15 protein-coding genes are annotated in these 15,683 nt (G+C 30.5%); 9 read left to right on the top strand and 6 right to left on the bottom strand.

All coding sequences use genetic code 4. From position 1 onward, the window contains the following. Window positions 1-32: 32 nt before the first annotated feature. On the bottom strand, window positions 33-824 hold the full coding sequence (locus K4L35_RS03205; protein ID WP_221617489.1) for a hypothetical protein: 792 nt from the start codon (window positions 822-824) through the stop codon (window positions 33-35). A 124-nt stretch (window positions 825-948) separates the two neighbouring features. Here K4L35_RS03205 and K4L35_RS03200 point away from each other — a divergent pair, with 124 nt between their 5' ends. Genes K4L35_RS03200 through K4L35_RS03175 form a run of 6 tightly spaced genes read left to right on the top strand, consistent with a single transcriptional unit; the run spans window position 949 to window position 5,850 of the window. Further along, window positions 949-1,308, top strand: a complete 360-nt coding sequence (locus tag K4L35_RS03200) for a PTS lactose/cellobiose transporter subunit IIA (RefSeq protein WP_221617488.1) — start codon at window positions 949-951, stop codon at window positions 1,306-1,308. Between the two features lie 8 nt (window positions 1,309-1,316). Next, window positions 1,317-1,847: a hypothetical protein gene (locus tag K4L35_RS03195; protein WP_221617487.1), complete on the top strand. Its 531-nt coding sequence runs from the start codon at window positions 1,317-1,319 to the stop codon at window positions 1,845-1,847. Beyond that, on the top strand, window positions 1,847-2,155 hold the full coding sequence (locus tag K4L35_RS03190) for a PTS sugar transporter subunit IIB (RefSeq protein WP_221617486.1): 309 nt from the start codon (window positions 1,847-1,849) through the stop codon (window positions 2,153-2,155). Before K4L35_RS03195 ends, K4L35_RS03190 begins: the two co-directional genes overlap by 1 nt. Further along, a complete protein-coding gene (locus K4L35_RS03185) occupies window positions 2,155-3,639 on the top strand; it encodes a PTS sugar transporter subunit IIC (protein WP_221617485.1) in 1,485 nt (494 codons plus the stop codon). The genes K4L35_RS03190 and K4L35_RS03185 overlap by 1 nt, the downstream gene beginning before the upstream one ends. Next, complete coding sequence (locus K4L35_RS03180; protein WP_221617484.1) at window positions 3,639-4,730, top strand: DUF871 domain-containing protein; 1,092 nt, start codon at window positions 3,639-3,641, stop codon at window positions 4,728-4,730. Before K4L35_RS03185 ends, K4L35_RS03180 begins: the two co-directional genes overlap by 1 nt. Further along, window positions 4,717-5,850, top strand: a complete 1,134-nt coding sequence (locus tag K4L35_RS03175) for an anhydro-N-acetylmuramic acid kinase (RefSeq protein WP_221617483.1) — start codon at window positions 4,717-4,719, stop codon at window positions 5,848-5,850. Before K4L35_RS03180 ends, K4L35_RS03175 begins: the two co-directional genes overlap by 14 nt. Window positions 5,851-5,872: 22 nt before the next feature. Here K4L35_RS03175 and K4L35_RS03170 read toward each other — a convergent pair whose 3' ends face one another. Both K4L35_RS03170 and K4L35_RS03165 read right to left on the bottom strand, forming a co-directional pair. Further along, complete coding sequence (locus K4L35_RS03170; RefSeq protein WP_221617482.1) at window positions 5,873-7,546, bottom strand: OppA family ABC transporter substrate-binding lipoprotein; 1,674 nt, start codon at window positions 7,544-7,546, stop codon at window positions 5,873-5,875. Next, window positions 7,500-8,612 (bottom strand): ABC transporter permease, encoded by a 1,113-nt coding sequence (locus K4L35_RS03165; protein ID WP_221617481.1) that lies wholly within the window; start codon window positions 8,610-8,612, stop codon window positions 7,500-7,502. The genes K4L35_RS03170 and K4L35_RS03165 overlap by 47 nt, the downstream gene beginning before the upstream one ends. Before the next feature lie 272 nt (window positions 8,613-8,884). Here K4L35_RS03165 and K4L35_RS03160 point away from each other — a divergent pair, with 272 nt between their 5' ends. Beyond that, window positions 8,885-9,238: a hypothetical protein gene (locus tag K4L35_RS03160; RefSeq protein ID WP_221617480.1), complete on the top strand. Its 354-nt coding sequence runs from the start codon at window positions 8,885-8,887 to the stop codon at window positions 9,236-9,238. A 252-nt stretch (window positions 9,239-9,490) separates the two neighbouring features. On the opposite strand, the gene K4L35_RS03155 is transcribed toward K4L35_RS03160, so the two are convergent. From K4L35_RS03155 to K4L35_RS03145, 3 genes are all read right to left on the bottom strand, one after another. Beyond that, complete coding sequence (locus K4L35_RS03155; RefSeq protein ID WP_221617479.1) at window positions 9,491-9,754, bottom strand: HPr family phosphocarrier protein; 264 nt, start codon at window positions 9,752-9,754, stop codon at window positions 9,491-9,493. A gap of 179 nt (window positions 9,755-9,933) precedes the next feature. After that, window positions 9,934-11,451 (bottom strand): phospholipase D-like domain-containing protein, encoded by a 1,518-nt coding sequence (locus tag K4L35_RS03150; RefSeq protein WP_221617478.1) that lies wholly within the window; start codon window positions 11,449-11,451, stop codon window positions 9,934-9,936. A gap of 6 nt (window positions 11,452-11,457) precedes the next feature. Continuing rightward, complete coding sequence (locus K4L35_RS03145; protein ID WP_370629445.1) at window positions 11,458-12,369, bottom strand: nucleotidyltransferase; 912 nt, start codon at window positions 12,367-12,369, stop codon at window positions 11,458-11,460. Between the two features lie 154 nt (window positions 12,370-12,523). Here K4L35_RS03145 and ptsP point away from each other — a divergent pair, with 154 nt between their 5' ends. Both ptsP and K4L35_RS03135 read left to right on the top strand, forming a co-directional pair. Beyond that, entirely contained in the window at window positions 12,524-14,224 is a 1,701-nt protein-coding gene (gene ptsP / locus K4L35_RS03140) for a phosphoenolpyruvate--protein phosphotransferase (protein ID WP_221617477.1), read from the top strand. A gap of 100 nt (window positions 14,225-14,324) precedes the next feature. Then, a complete protein-coding gene (locus tag K4L35_RS03135) occupies window positions 14,325-15,680 on the top strand; it encodes a glycine--tRNA ligase (protein WP_255558980.1) in 1,356 nt (451 codons plus the stop codon). The last annotated feature ends 3 nt before the right edge of the window (window positions 15,681-15,683 follow it).

The raw sequence follows: 15,683 nt of genomic DNA, 5'->3' as shown, positions 1-15,683 counted from the left end.
CATCGGATTTTTTCTTTACTCCTATATTACAGCTACTTATAAGCTGTTTTGATTAAATTTAAATAGTTTTGTTCATTAGTCATAAGCTCATCGAATACTTTGTAAATAAAACGAGTTGAAACTAGCCTACTGTCCGAGCTATAAAGTCTCATTCCATCGTGTCTTTCAGTTGTTTCAACTAAAAAGAATTCAGTAACTTTATGTTTTATTTTAGTCGGCAAGCTTGAGCTAATTAATAACACTTTGGCTTCTGTTTCTTCAATAATGTCTGTCATTCACTTATGCGAAAGCGAAATACTGTTAACAATTATTAAATCATCAGAAGTTAAAATTCTGCTCAAACCAATTTGTTCATATTTATTAGCAACAAAAACTGTATTCATACCCATTCTTAGAAGTTTAATATTTAGGTCGTGGTTAATACCTAATGTTCCAGAAACTCCTATCAGCATGATTTTTCTTGCGTTTTGAATTAATGAAGCAGCACTCTTTATCGTTTTATCACTTTCATTAGTTACTACTTTTGGTTCAGAATCTCTAATGATTTGATTGTGTGTATAAATCATTTCACGCACATTTTCAAACCCAAGTTCCTTTGAAAAGTTAGTAAATGTAGACGGAGAGATTGATATTTCGTTGCAAAAAACTACAGCTTTACCAATTTTTATCTTTTTCTTAAGTTTTTTTCTCAGAGCTTCAGCTATTGAACCATAAAGGTTTTGTTCTTCAGAAGACATGTAAATAATTTGTGAAACATAATCATTTACAACCCTCTGATTCAGCATAGCTGATTCTGTTTCTCTTTCATTTTCTTTTTTGTTCATATTATGTAAAAAATTATATAAAAGAATTTAATACCAATTAAAAAAATTTATTGTAATTTTGTCTATATAATTTAAGAAAGTATTACAAAAAATAGTAATTTATCTTTTAAAAATGTAGGTAAATATGGAATGAAACACTAAAGAAAAATTTGAAGAGGTTTGCACAAGCCTGATTGCAAAGAGTGCAGAAGCTAAAAATTTATACACTTCTGCCCTAAAAAACCTAAATGAAGGCAATATTGACACTTTTTTTGAAGAATTAAAACTCGCAAGACAAGCTTGACACGATGCAGGAATTATTCATATGGATATTCCAAAAATTGAATACAACCCTTGAAGAATTGCTGAGCAACAACTGCTTGCACACGCTGAAGATAATTATGCAAATGTGGAAATTTTCCACAATATTGCCACACAGCAAGAGCAAAATTACAAAGCCATGAACGAGCTGCGTGAAGAGATGAATAATAAATTTAACAAATAGGAAATTTTATGATTAGAGGAAAATGAGTTAAAGTTTTTATTCTTTCTTCATTAGTGATACTTTTGAACCTTGTCCTTATAAACAGTTTTATACCTGTTTTAAAGACACAAATGATAGAAAATAAAACAAACATATATGAAGAATCTTACGGAATAAGGCAAACTTATTTTTTAGTAACCTGAATTGCAACCATAATCCTTTTAACAGCCATCATAGTTCAACTATTACAGATGTGACATAAGAGAGATGATTTCATTAAATCACCAATTCTTTTAATTGTTTTTGGTGTAATACTTGTTTCAATAACAGTTATAAGTATTACCTTTAATTCAATTGTTTTCTTTTTTGAGTCAGCATGAAGAAAGGGTCTCATTGAATTAATAGAAAATGAGCAAGAATTAAAAAAAGCAATTTCGTTTAACCAATCAACAAGAAGTTATTTACTAATACCAATTTACGTTTATTCTGGTTTTACAGTTCTCTTCATAATTTCTTGTTGATACAACCCTTTTGCCAAAAAAATCAAGGAGTATTCTTAATGAAGTGAATTATCATATGTTCAGGAGGAATCTCTTCTGATATTTTAATTAAAAACTTAAAAAGATCAGCAGAAGACGCAAACAAGTCATTCCAAAGTGCACGAGCAATGAGTGTTTTCGAATTTGAAGATCTTAACACCGTGGAAGCAGATGTAATTCTTGTAGCGCCACAAGTTCGTTATATGATAGACTCAATAAAAACAAAAGCAGAGTCATTTGATAAAAAAGTTTATGAAATAGAGGCTTCAGAATACTCTCCTTTACATTCTGATAGCTTATTCAAGAAAGTAGTTGAAGAGTTTTACTAATGATATTTAAAAAAAGAGCTGATGAATCGTTATTTCACAAAACTTTAAAAGGTTTTGAACGCAACATTTTACCATTCGTTACAAAGCTTGGTAAAAATTATCACGTAGAAGCAATAAGGTCGGGAATGATAAGCATTATTCCGATTTTACTTATTGGCTCTTTTTTTCTAATCATTTTTAGTTTTCCTTATGGAAGTAGTTCTTCGCAAACATTCGGTAAATTCTTAGAAGCAAAATTGGGCCCTGAAAGTAAGGCTCTTTCGATCATAATGCTTCCTTATCGACTGACATATCCAATGATGGGTCTTTTTCTAGTAATTGGAGTAACGAGGTCACTTTCTAGAAGTTACAATCTTGATGCACATCAAGCTGTTTTTATGAGCTTGATCGCTTACTTGATTTCAATAATAGGTCCAAGTTACAAAGGTGTTGGTTCAGCAATTATAAACACAAACCAATTTGGGTCTGTCACCGTTTTTGGTGGTATTATAGTAAGTTTCTTTTCAACGGAAATATTTAGAGCTTGTGTTAGATTTAACATCATGATTAAAATGCCAAAATCAGTTCCTCAAGTTATCGCTAAACCTTTCAATGCCTTAATACCAATGCTTTTGGTAATTATTCCGTGTATTCTTTTATTTCATTACCTAGAATTTAATATTCACGAATATACAACATTCTTATTTAGCATTTTTCAAAACTTGCTCGGTAAATCTAATTACTTTGGAGTATTAATAATTATTTTTCTTTTCATGATTCTTTGGGTTGCTGGGATCCACGGAGCAGCCGTGGTAGGTGCTTTAGCAAGACCATTTTGATTGGTTGCTATTGAACAAAACAGCAGACTACTTGTTGAATTAAAAGAATCAAATTCAGCAGCTCTATTGTATGCACAAGATGGAGGAAATATCTTAGTAGAACCATTCTTCCAATGATTTGTGTGAATAGGTGGAGCAGGAGCAACACTGGGACTTGTGCTAATTATGATTTTTAGTGCAAGATCAAGATACCTTAAATCAGTATCTTATTCAGCTTTAGTTCCTAGTATTTTCAATATCAACGAACCAGTCATTTTTGGTTTCCCACTTGTCTTAAATCCCTTTTTATTCATACCTGCTCTTTTAACTCCGATGATTTTAGGTACAGTGTCATACCTCGCTTTTTACACAGGTATGGTCGCCTTACCAACACAGACTGTCGGGTGAACGCTACCTACCCCTATTGGTGCTTATTTTGCAACTCTCGATTGAAGAGCGATAATACTGTCCTTAGTTTTAATTTTTCTATCAGGTTTAATTTGATACCCATTTGCAAAACTTTATGACAGAAAGATGACCAAACAAGAAATTGAAGCCGAAGTATATGAAAGACTTGCAAAGAACAAAAAACAAGGTCTGTACTTTGCTTTTGAAGACATTCAAAAACAAGTTGAAGAAGAATATAAGAGTCAAACTTTATGAAGAAAAATATGAGGTAACAAATAATGCTTGGAATTTCGATTTACCCTGAAAAACAATCAAAAAAAGAAATTATAGAATATCTACACCTTGCGTCAAAGTATAACTTTAGGCGTGTTTTTTCTTGCCTTTTGTCAGTTCCACAAGATAAAGAAAAAATCTTAAATTTATTTAAAGAAATAAACAAAGAGGCTCAATCGTTAAATATGGAAGTGATTCTTGACGTCAGTCCGAGAGTTTTTAATCATCTGAACATTTCATACGATAATCTTGATTTTTTTAAAAACTTAAACGCTGACGGAATAAGACTCGATATGTCATTTGACGGCTTTAAAGAGGCTCAAATGACCCACAATACTAATAATCTAAAAATAGAACTAAACATGTCTTCTAGCGACAATATTGTTGATCTTACTGTACAAAACAATCCAAACATTAAGAACTTACTTGGTTCACACAATTTTTATCCTCAAAGATATACAGGATTAGAATGAAATTTTTTTCTGGAACGTTCAGAAAAGTTTAAAAAATACGGAATAGAAACAGCTGCCTTTATTAATTCACACCACGCAAAAGAAGGACCATGAGCTTTGAATCATGGATTACCTAGTGTCGAAATGATTAGAGATTTAAAAATTACAACACAGGCTCAACTACTTTGATCAACTAATCTTATTGACAATTTGATTATTGGTAATGCTTTTGCCTCTGAAGCTGAATTACAGGCACTTTCAATACTTAACCCTAAAATTTTTAGTTTCTCAATTTCAAAGGACTTTCATGAAAATAACTCTGAATTAGAAAATGAAATATTATTTCAAAATAAGCATTTTAGAAGAGGCGATACAAACGCATACTCAATAAGATCAACACAATCAAGAGTGAAATACAAAAATGAGAAGATACCACCTAAAAATACACCACGAAGCTTAAGCAAAGGTGATATCGTAATTTGTAACGAAAATTATATGCAATACAAAGGCGAATTACAAATAATCTTGAAGGAACAGGAAAATATTGATTTAGGAAAAAATCTTGTCGGAAGAATATCTGAAGATCAAATTATTTTGTTAGAACACTTTGAACCTTTAAAGGAGTTTAAATTTGAAAAAAATTAGAGCAATCGGCTTAATGAGTGGAACAAGTTTAGACGGTTTAGATGTTGCTTATGTTGAAATAGTTGAAGACAAGGGTTACAGTGTTAAAGTTTTGAATTTTGAAACTTATAATTTTGACAATACCTTTAAAGAGAAGGTGTTTAAGTCTTTTTCACAAAATATAACTTCAAGGTTTTTATCTTCGCTTAACTTCGAAATTGCAAATGTGTTTGCAGATAAGGTCAACCATTTTATTGAAAAGTATCAGATAAAAAGAAAAGAAATTGCGTTCATAGCAAGTCACGGTCAAACCATTTATCATTTACCTGATCCAGATGAGCAAGAATTTAAATCAACATTGCAATTAGGTGATATTTCAGTAATTGCTCAAAAATGCAAACTAACAACGATTGGCGATTTTAGGACTGCCGATGTTGCTCAAGGTGGTCAAGGGGCTCCATTGGTTGGTATTTTCGATAAACTCGTTTTATCTTCACAAGCCGAAAACAGAATTTTGCAAAATATAGGTGGAATTGCCAACGCTACATTTTTGGGATCTCAAAAGACGTTATCTTTTGACACAGGTCCTGGAAATGTTTTGATTGATACAATTACTAAAAAATTATTTCATAAGTCATATGACAAAGATTCTGAAATTGCACTTCAGGGCTCTATCGATCAAGAAGTATTGGATTATTTGAAAAACGACGAATACATCTATAAAACACCACCAAAAAGCACAGGTAGAGAAAAGTATAATAATGAGTACTTTGAAAAAGTATTAACTAAATTTAAACACAAGAGTCCTTATGACTTAGTGACAACAGCTTCTTACTTTGTTGTATATTCAATATTAGATAATTATAAAAGATTTATTTTTGATTATAAAGTTGATGCAGTCTATCTTTCAGGAGGTGGAGCACTAAATCCATTTGTTTTTAATAACCTAAGAGACGGTCTTGCAAAACACGGAATTAATCTTTATAAAATCGAAAAATTAGGAATTTCTTCAGAATCTAAAGAAGCTGCAGCTTTTGCTTTTATTGGATTTTTAACGCTTAATAAAATACACGGTAACCTTCCAGAAGCAACAGGAGCAAATGACAGTTGTATTTTAGGAAAGATTGCTTTTTACAAATAAAAATATAGCCTCGGCTATATTTTTATTTGTATCTAATATCCGAAAAGATAGTTATACCTAATTCATTTTGTGGCTTATTTTTGTTTCTATCAACAATTTCAAAGTTGTTAGTATCCAACCTAAAGTTTGTAGACGACAATAAGTTCAAACTATATAGACTTCGATCTTGATTTTGTGAAGATATAAAAAAATCATTAAATTCTACAAAATCAACAACTAAGTTTTTTGATATGCTGTTGAACTCTTGATTTAAAAATTCAAAAAGATATTTATCTTTTTCTTTTCAGTCTACTGGATACTTAATCTTTAAAGGACTACTCAAAGAACTTAAAAGTTCTTGAAGTTTTTGTTTTATCTCTAGTGTTTTTGATCAGTATAATTCATTTTTTATGCTGTTTTGTAATGGTTTTTGAAAATTAGGATCATTAAGATCGACAAGATTTAAATTAATTAATACATTACTATCGTATTTAAGGGTAAGTGAATTACTTCAAAGATTTTCGGGAGATTTCAAGTTTAAGATATCATCATTTTTTGAATCATTAGAAATAACAAAAGCACTATAGTTTAGTCTTTTAGCTATTTGTGAAGGATTAAAAATTGCAAATAAACTGTCGTAAACTAATTTAACTTTTTCAGAATTTAATTCTTCAGTTCCACTTTCTCAAAGATCATTATTTAGCTTCACAATTGAATTTGACTTGCTACTTTTTCCATATTTGATTTGCAACCCATATGATTGAGGATTGTTAAGAACTTTTGTTTTTTGTTCTTGAGAAAGTTCATTGAAATTAGCTTCCGAAACAATTCCTTGTCTAAAATTCTTAAAGATTTGCTGTTTAAAGGTTTCAGCATCGAGTTTTATAGGTTTGAACTTTACGTTTATATCTTTTATAATTTTCTCATCTTTGTTTTGTTCAAATCAAGGGTGATTTTTATTCGCTTTCAAATTTAATGAATCGAACTTAATTTCAGTAGGAATAAACTTTGAAATAAATAAATCTTTGGCACCACTCTTTTGAGCATTGTATTTGTTGCCGTAAAAAAGAGGTAGAATATTTTCATTTTCATCTTTGTGAATTATGATTGAATCATCTTCAAAAATTATGTTTTTAAATACATCACCTAACCCCTTAAAGTCTTGTGCCTTTAAGGATTCACTTGTCGCATTCCCTTGTGAATCAGAGTAAAAAACATCTTTTAAAGTTATCGTTATCTTTTTAGCTTTTCGTATATTATTTAGAAAATTTTTATGATTTATCGATGAAATGTCATTGCTTAAAGCTTGATAAAATGGTTTTTGATATCCTGAAAAAATATCAGGCTTATTTAAATTCAAATCTACTTTATCATTGTCATATAATTGTGCAAAATTATCACCTTCAACTAAAATGGCTTTTGCTAAATTAAGACTAATTTTTCTTTGAACCACTGATGTATAAAACTTGTTTAGAGAATCGAAAACTACTTTTCCATAGTGCTCAATGTCAAACACATTACTTTTCAAAGCTCAACCTACTTCGTTCGACTGTTCATAAAATTTATCATCATTCAAATCAACATTAACATCCTCGTTAAGAAGTAAAGAATATGAGCTTTCTTCTTTTAAATCCCCTAAGTAAGAACAAGCTGCAGAAGCAAAAAAAGGGCTACCTAGCCCTAAAGCTAAAATTAATGATACCTTTTTTATTTTCATTTTCCCTCTTTAAATAAGGCTTAAAAGCAAATGATAAATTATTTGATAGCAGTTGAAATAACAAACAAATAGCCGTTATGTAAAACATCACACCTAACAAGAAAATAGTGTTATTTTTATTTTCGATAACATTTCTGAAAACTGATCCTAGGTTATAGCTATTTTCCACACCCTTGACATCAAAATATTTTGAAGTAGCAGTTATCACGACAGATAAGATAAATAAATCTCCATAAAGTAAAAGCAATTCAATTCAAACTCTTTTAAATACAATATATTTTAAAACTTCAAATCTTGAATAACCACTTGCTAGAGCTGATAAATAATATTCTTTTTGTTTCATATTTTGAATTATGTTTTGTGCTAAAAGATATTGTTGAACTGTAAAAATAATGAAGATAAATAATGCAAACTTTACTGTGCTATAGCCAAATATGTTGAAAAATATTATTGATAAAATTAACGATGGTATCGAAACAAGGGATAAAAACAGATTTTTAGTGATACCAAATGCTAGTTTGTTATTTTGAACATAAAAAGCTAAAAAGATTCCAAAAACACTTGATAAAATAACTGCAAAAACAAAGGCAAGAAACGTCTGCATTAAAGAAATAACAAAATAAACAAAATGATCGTTTGCCAAGGAATCGGTTCCTCAAAAGGTAAACGTTTCAGCTTCAATTCCTTGAGTTTTAAGACTTTTATATAGTGCATTAAATGCATTGTAAGTTAATACGAAACTTCCATCCCTTGGTTGAATTTTACTTTCATCTAAATTTGACAATTGGGCTATAGATCGAGCTTGTGAGTAATCTGTAAACACTTCTGTTTTAATTTGGATTAATGATGAAGGAAGATTTCTGTAAAAAATGCTATCTGCTCTAAACGAAGGTTTAATTGTTGATAAACAATAGAAAAAAACTAAGCTCAAAACAATAACCAAAAACAAAGCAAAAATCAATGTGTTAGCTCTTTTTGAAAAAAATCTTTTGACTGTTGAGTTCTTTTCAGAAAAAGAAAGATCTGTTGGAGAATTTTTAGCTTTTTTGAATTTAAAATTATTCATTATTTCTCCTTTGTTTACGGATAAAGAATGAAAGGTTATTTAAATTAAAACATAGATAAACTATTCTGTCCATCATTATCAATAAAGATATTATGAAGATTAAGATTTTTAGGTTTACAAAGTGCATCGAATCTCTTCATGCCGAAATCATTAACGTTCCAAAACCTGGTAATACAAAAATTCTTTCTAAAATTAACGCATAAGAAATTAAAACTGTCAGTGTCGGAATTAACGATTTTGAAGTTTTCTTAATAGAATTTAGGAAAAAGTAATTGAAAAATATTTTTGTATTTGAAAATCCTAACGTTTTTAAGAATGTGTGCATATCGGATTTTATAAGTTCTAAAAAACTAGACTTTAGAACTGTAATAAATATTGAAAAAGCAATAAAGAACAAAATCAAAATTGGGATTATTAATGATGTCAACGAAATTCAGGCGCCAAACTGATCGATTTCCACGTATACTGTTGGCAAATCAAAAAATTCTGCTCAGTCAGCAATCAAAATAGATACAACAAAAATGGGCGTAGAAACAACAATAAAAGATAAAACTGATCAAACCAAATCTGAGATTCCGTTTTTATTTTTTGCTAAAAAATATCCTGCAAATATAGAACATATATAACTTAAACACATAGTAATAAGTGAAAACAGTGTTGTAAAAATGAGACCCTTGTTTGATTCGTTTTGGTACAAAACGTATTTAAGGTTAGAAGATTCTGAATCAATAAATCAAATATCTTGAAGGTTTATAAAAATTATTGAAGCGCAAAGTATGATTAAAAAGACAGTAAATCAGCTTTTAAAAAGTTTTTTGTTAAAGTGTGTTTTCTGCATTTAAAACAAAAAGCCGCGAGCAATTGGCGGCTTATTTTAACTATATTAAATTATTTGTTTTTAAAGCTTGTTCAATTGCTAAAACTGCTTCTTCTTCATCTTCACCTGTTACTCTAAATGTAACTTCAGCTCCATGTTTGATCCCTAAAGCCATAACGTTCATGATTGATTTTAGGTTTCCTTCACGTGATCCTGAGATAATTCTTGAATCTGATTTGTATTTAGCAGCTGCTTGTACTAATAATGTAGCAGGTCTTGCGTGTAGACCGATTGGGTCAGCAATAACGCATTTAAATTCTTTCATTATAACCCCCTGTTTAATGGTTTAAATTATATATTAATTATAAATTAATAATAAGGCTAGTGACAATAATATCTTCATCTTCTTCCTTATTCATTAAATTTTAAAATGTTTAAATCATTTTACAACGATTTTTTTATTTTTGTTTAATTTTTTGTTCAAATGTTCAAAAATAGCCATTTTTAAACTAATGGTTTGAATATTTTGATTAAAAGTTTGCTAAATCTTCCTGACTCTTTCATATTTTCGAGTTTATCGAATTCTTCAAGGCTGACACATTTTTGTTCATACTTATTAACGATATGAACAATATCATTAACAGACTCTCCTGTGAAAAGATCCATATTTTCGTACTGTGTGTACATACTTCTGAAATCGAAGTTAACAGATCCTGTTCAAGCAATTTTTTCATCAATAATTCCGACTTTTGAGTGAATAAAGTGATCCTTATAAACGTGAACATTCATACCTAATTTTTGTAATTCCCTTACTTCGTTTAAAGTTATTTTATAGACAAATTCTTTATCTGGAAGACCTGGAATATAAACATCAACTTTAACTCCCGATTTAATTGCAATATACAATTGTTTTCATAATGGATCAGAAATCGAGAAATAAGGAGTAACAATTTTTAATGTACTTTTTGCAGAAGCAATTAATTTCAGTCAGTGACTTTCTGTATTAGAAAAGTCATTAACTGGTGTTTCTGAAACTAATAGAGCTTGGTCTTTGTATAACTCTTCTAGTCCTGAACTTACATTTGCAAGACCATCAATAGGAATTCTTTTACCTGTTACCACTTCTCAATAATAAGCAAACTGAATGATATAGTTATTAACGTAAGGTCCTCTAATAGAATAATTGAGATCTATTCAGTGTCCGTATTTTGGTGAGAAGCTTGCATATTCATCTGAAATGTTATTACCACCTGATAAAACTACTTTTTTATCTATAATATAGAACTTTTGGTGATTTCTATAAAATGATGTACCAGTAATAAATGGGTAATAAATTTTACCAGCATAAACAATTTCAACATTATCATGATGCTTTAGTTTTCCAAAGTACTTTGTGCTTACAAGCGAACTTCCAAAGTAGTCAATGATTCATCTAATTTTTACACCTTCATTTGCTTTTTTAGTTAGAAGGTTAATTAATCTTGTCGCAATTTCTCCACGTTTAATGATGTATGTAACGATTTCAATTGATTTTTCAGCTTCTTCAATTCTTTCAAAAAGATGATCATAAAACTTATAACCTTCTTCAAAGAAATCAAATTTTGCATTAAGAGCAATATTTTTATTTAAAACTTCATAGTTTCTAAGTTCAGATTCAGTTCTTAATTTTTGAAGTTCATTTGCATCAATATACGAAGTATTGATAAACCTTGGATCATTCTTAATTTTCTTTTCATTTTTGTTTTTAAATCCCGTACCAAAGGCAAAATAAGCAAAATTACCAACTAAAGGAAAGATGAAAATGAAAATTAATCAAGACAGCTTTGTTAAAGGTTGCGAATTTCTTGTAAACACCAAAATCATTGTCACGGCGTTAATTAAGTGAATTGAAATAATAAAAAGATAGAAAAAACGATAGTCAGCCGTTTGCATCAAGTTTATTATTAATCCGTAATATCCAATACTAACTAGACCCAAAAGAGCAAAGGATAAATATTTGAATATATTCTTTTGTAATTTCATAGTCTCCTACTTTTTGATTTTTAGTAGCACAAACAGCATTGTCCTTTTTATTCTACTGCTTGTGTATCTTCTTGAAGTACACTCAGATACAAATGTTTCGTAATCAGGTAAATCTATATTTTTCTTGAAAAGGTTTTCCATTCCTTCTGTAATCATTTTATAACCTTTTAATGTATCAGTACTTTTTTTTCTAACAATTCTTTGAAATTTAGGATAATAACTTTCAATTTGTTTTGGTATTTTGTCAAAAACAGCTGGTGTATAGGAAGAAACATCTTTTCCTTCTTTTACCATTGCTCTAATTAATGTAGCACTCGCAAACTGATTATTAGTGAATTCGGAATGAAACCCAACAGTTCTTGCTATTGTCATTACATCAATCGGCAAATCATTGTTGACAATTGTTTTAACATATTCAATACCCAAAATGTCGTTTGGAAGGGCAATATTTTGACCCGTTAATTCTTGAAGAGCTAAGTTTGCAGCCTTCGGAAATGAATTACCACCATTTTTTAAATACTTTTTGATTAAACTGTTGTACTCGACTTGGTTGTTCTTGATCGTTTTAGCAATCATAAAAAATAATTCTGAGTCATTGGTTTCGCTACCAAAGCATAAAACATCGATTTTAGCTTTTTTATAGAGCAATTTAACACTATAGTCAGCAAAAATATGTGCTGCTTGAGCACTATACAAAAAGGGAATTTTAAAAACTTTCTTTACACCATGCGATAATGCAAGTTTTTTTCTTTTTCGATAACTTAGAATAGCTATTTCACCCCTTTGTGTGTAATCAGAGGATAGAGCAACGTATATTTCAGAATTTGGATACTTTTTCTTGATTTGTTCAATCTGATAAAGGTGTCCATTGTGAAATGGGTTATATTCGGCGATGATTCCAACTTTTAATTTTTTCATTATTATTATTTTAACAACATTTTTTTAAAGTATTACTTAGTAATAAAAATACAAAGTGGAAAAGTTTCCACAGTTTTATGGAAACATAACCATAATATTGAAACTGAGGTTTCAGATCTATATAAAATTTAGGTAACAATTTAAGGAGTAATTTATGAAAATTAAAGGAATCGGAGCCTCAAGAGGTGTTGCAATCTCTAAAGTGTTCAAAATCGAAGAACTTCCAGTAGATATTACAAAAACAACAGCAAATCCAGCTGCTGATTTAGCTCTTTATGAAGAAGCTATTGAAACAGTTGTTGCTAAAATCACAAGAACAAAAGAACTTGCTAAAGACCCTGAGCATGCAGCAATTTTTGACGCACACATCAGTTTTGCTACAGACCCATACGGTGTAGATACTATAAAAGGAATGATTAACGACGGAAAATCAGCTGAATTCGCTGTTCAGACTTTCTATGAAGATTTTGCTCAAATGTTCGCTGGTATGGAAGACGAATACATGAGAGAAAGAGCAGCTGACGTTAGAGATGTTGCTAAAAAACTTTTATACGTTTTAAACGGAATTGAAGAACCAGATTTAACATCAATAAGAGAAGAAGTTGTAATTGTTGCAGAAGACTTAAGCCCTTCTCAAACAGTACAATTAGACAAAAAGTATGTTAAAGGTTTTGTTACAAACATTGGTGGTCCAACATCACATACAGCTATCATGGCAAGAAGTTTAGGGATCGCTAGCGTTGTTGGGGCTGCAGGTATTCTTGATGTAGTTGCAAACGGTGACACAATTGCTCTAAACGGAACAAATGGAGAAGTAGTTGTTAACCCAAGCACAAGTGAGTTAAAAGAATACGAAGCAGAAAAACAAAAATATGAAGCTTACTTAGCCAAGCTAAAAGAATTCAAAAACAAACCATCAGTAACAAAAGATGGACACCACATTGAATTAGCAGCTAACATCGGTACTCCAGCTGATTTACCAAGCGTTATCGACAATGATGCTGAAGCTATTGGTTTATTCCGTTCAGAATTCCTATACATGGATAACGCAGATTGACCAAACGAAGAAGAGCAATACGAAGCATATAAAAAAGTTATTGAAGGAATGGAAGGAAAAAGAGTTGTTATCAGAACTCTTGATATTGGTGGAGATAAAACTCTTAAATACTACAGTTTCCCTCACGAAATGAACCCATTTTTAGGGTATAGAGCAATTAGATTCTGTTTAGATAATTTAGCAATTTTCAAAACACAATTAAGAGCATTAATTAGAGCTGCAAAATACGGAAAACTTGCAATCATGATTCCTATGATTACAAACGTTGAAGAATTTTTAAGCGCTAAAAAAGTTTTTGAAGAATGTTATCAAGAATTAAAAGCAGAAGGTCATGAATTAGGTGCTATTTCTGACATCGAATTTGGTCTAATGATGGAAACACCTGCTGCTGCTGTATTGTCTGATCAATTCTGTAAATACGCAGATTTCGTATCAATCGGTACAAATGATTTAATTCAATACTCAATGGCTGCTGATAGAATGAACGAACAAATTTCTTACCTATACCAACCATTAAACCCTTCAATTTTAAGATTAATTAAAATGGTTATTGATGGAGCACACAAACACGGTAAATGAGCTGGTATGTGTGGTGAAATGGCAGGAAGCCCTGAAGCTATGCCTTTATTAATAGGTTTAGGACTTGACGAGTTCTCGATGTCAGCTTCAAACGTTTTAAACGCTAGAGAAATTGCTTCTAAATTAAACAAATCAGAAATGGAAGAACTAGCAAACAAAGCTCTGAATGCTGATTCTGAACAAGAAGTTAAAGAACTTTTATCACAATATGTAAAATAATGAAAAATCTGGTTTAGCCAGATTTTTTAAATGAAACTTTATACCACTTTTTGAAAATTTTAATTTAATAAAAAAATCATTTTTATAAAATATTATTACTATGAGTTCAAAAGAAAATATGCAAAAAATTGTTAATCACCTAAAAAACGCTGGTTTTGTATTTCAAGGAAGCGAAATTTACGGTGGATTAGCCAACACATGAGACTATGGTTCTCTTGGTGCTCTTTTAAAAGATAACATTGCAAATGCATGAAAAAAAGAGTTCATCTTAAAAGAAAAAAATAACTTTTTAATCGATTCAAAAATCTTAATGAATCCACAAGTTTGAGTCACAAGTGGTCACGTTTCAAACTTCAGCGATCCTCTTATCGAAAATAGAGTAAACGGAAAAAGATATCGTGCAGATAAATTAATTCAAGAGATCGACGAAACAATAGTGCCTGAAAAAATGTCATTTGAAGAAATGAAAGCTTTTTTACAAGAAAACCTTAAAGAATACGACGGTTCAAAAGCAGAGTGAAGCGACATTAGAAAATTCAACTTAATGTTCGAAACGCAACAAGGTGTAGTTGAAGATGCAAAATCAAAAGTTTATCTTCGTCCCGAAACTGCTCAAGGTATTTTTGTTAACTTTAAAAACGTACAAAGATCGACACGTGCAAAACTTCCAATGGGAGTCGGGCAAATTGGAAAAAGTTTCAGAAATGAAGTAACACCTGGTAACTTTATTTTCAGAACTAGAGAGTTCGAGCAAATGGAATTAGAAGTATTCTGTTCGCCCGAAGACTCAGATAACATTTTTGAATATTACATTAAAAAATGTTACGAATTCGCCTTAAAATTAGGGATAAAAGAAGATTCAATTAAGATTAGACCTCACGATCCTGAAGAACTGGCACACTATTCAAAAGGCACAAGCGATATTGAGTTTAAGTTTCCTTTTGGTTGAGGAGAATTACTTGGTGTAGCTAATAGAAGTGATTTTGATTTAAAATCACACATGGACGCTTCAGGGGAAAACTTTTACTACCTAGATCCTTTAACAAACAACAAATTTATTCCTTACGTAATCGAGCCAAGCATGGGACTTGATAGAATGATGCTTGCCGTGATTTCAGATGCTTATTATGAAGAAGAATTAGAAAACGAAACAAGAGTTGTTCTAAAATTCGCAAAAGAAATCGCACCTTACAAAGTTGCTGTTCTACCACTAGTTAAGAAACTAGAACCACAAGCAAGCGAAGTTTTAAATAAGTTAATTGATCTTGGAATTAGCGTAACTTACGATGAAACAGGATCAATCGGAAAAAGATACCGTCGTCAAGACTCAATTGGTACATATTACTGTGTTACAATCGATTACGACACATTAGAAGATGGATGTGTAACAATTAGACACCGTGACACAATGGAACAAGAAAGAATATCAATCGAAGATCTACCAAAATACCTTTAGGTA

The sequence above is a fragment of the Mycoplasma sp. Ms02 genome, assembly GCF_019720735.1.
GTDB lineage: Bacteria > Bacillota_I > Bacilli_A > Mycoplasmatales > Metamycoplasmataceae > Mycoplasmopsis.
Note: the sequence above shows the minus strand (reverse complement) of the source record. Positions and strands in the feature narration are given on the sequence as shown.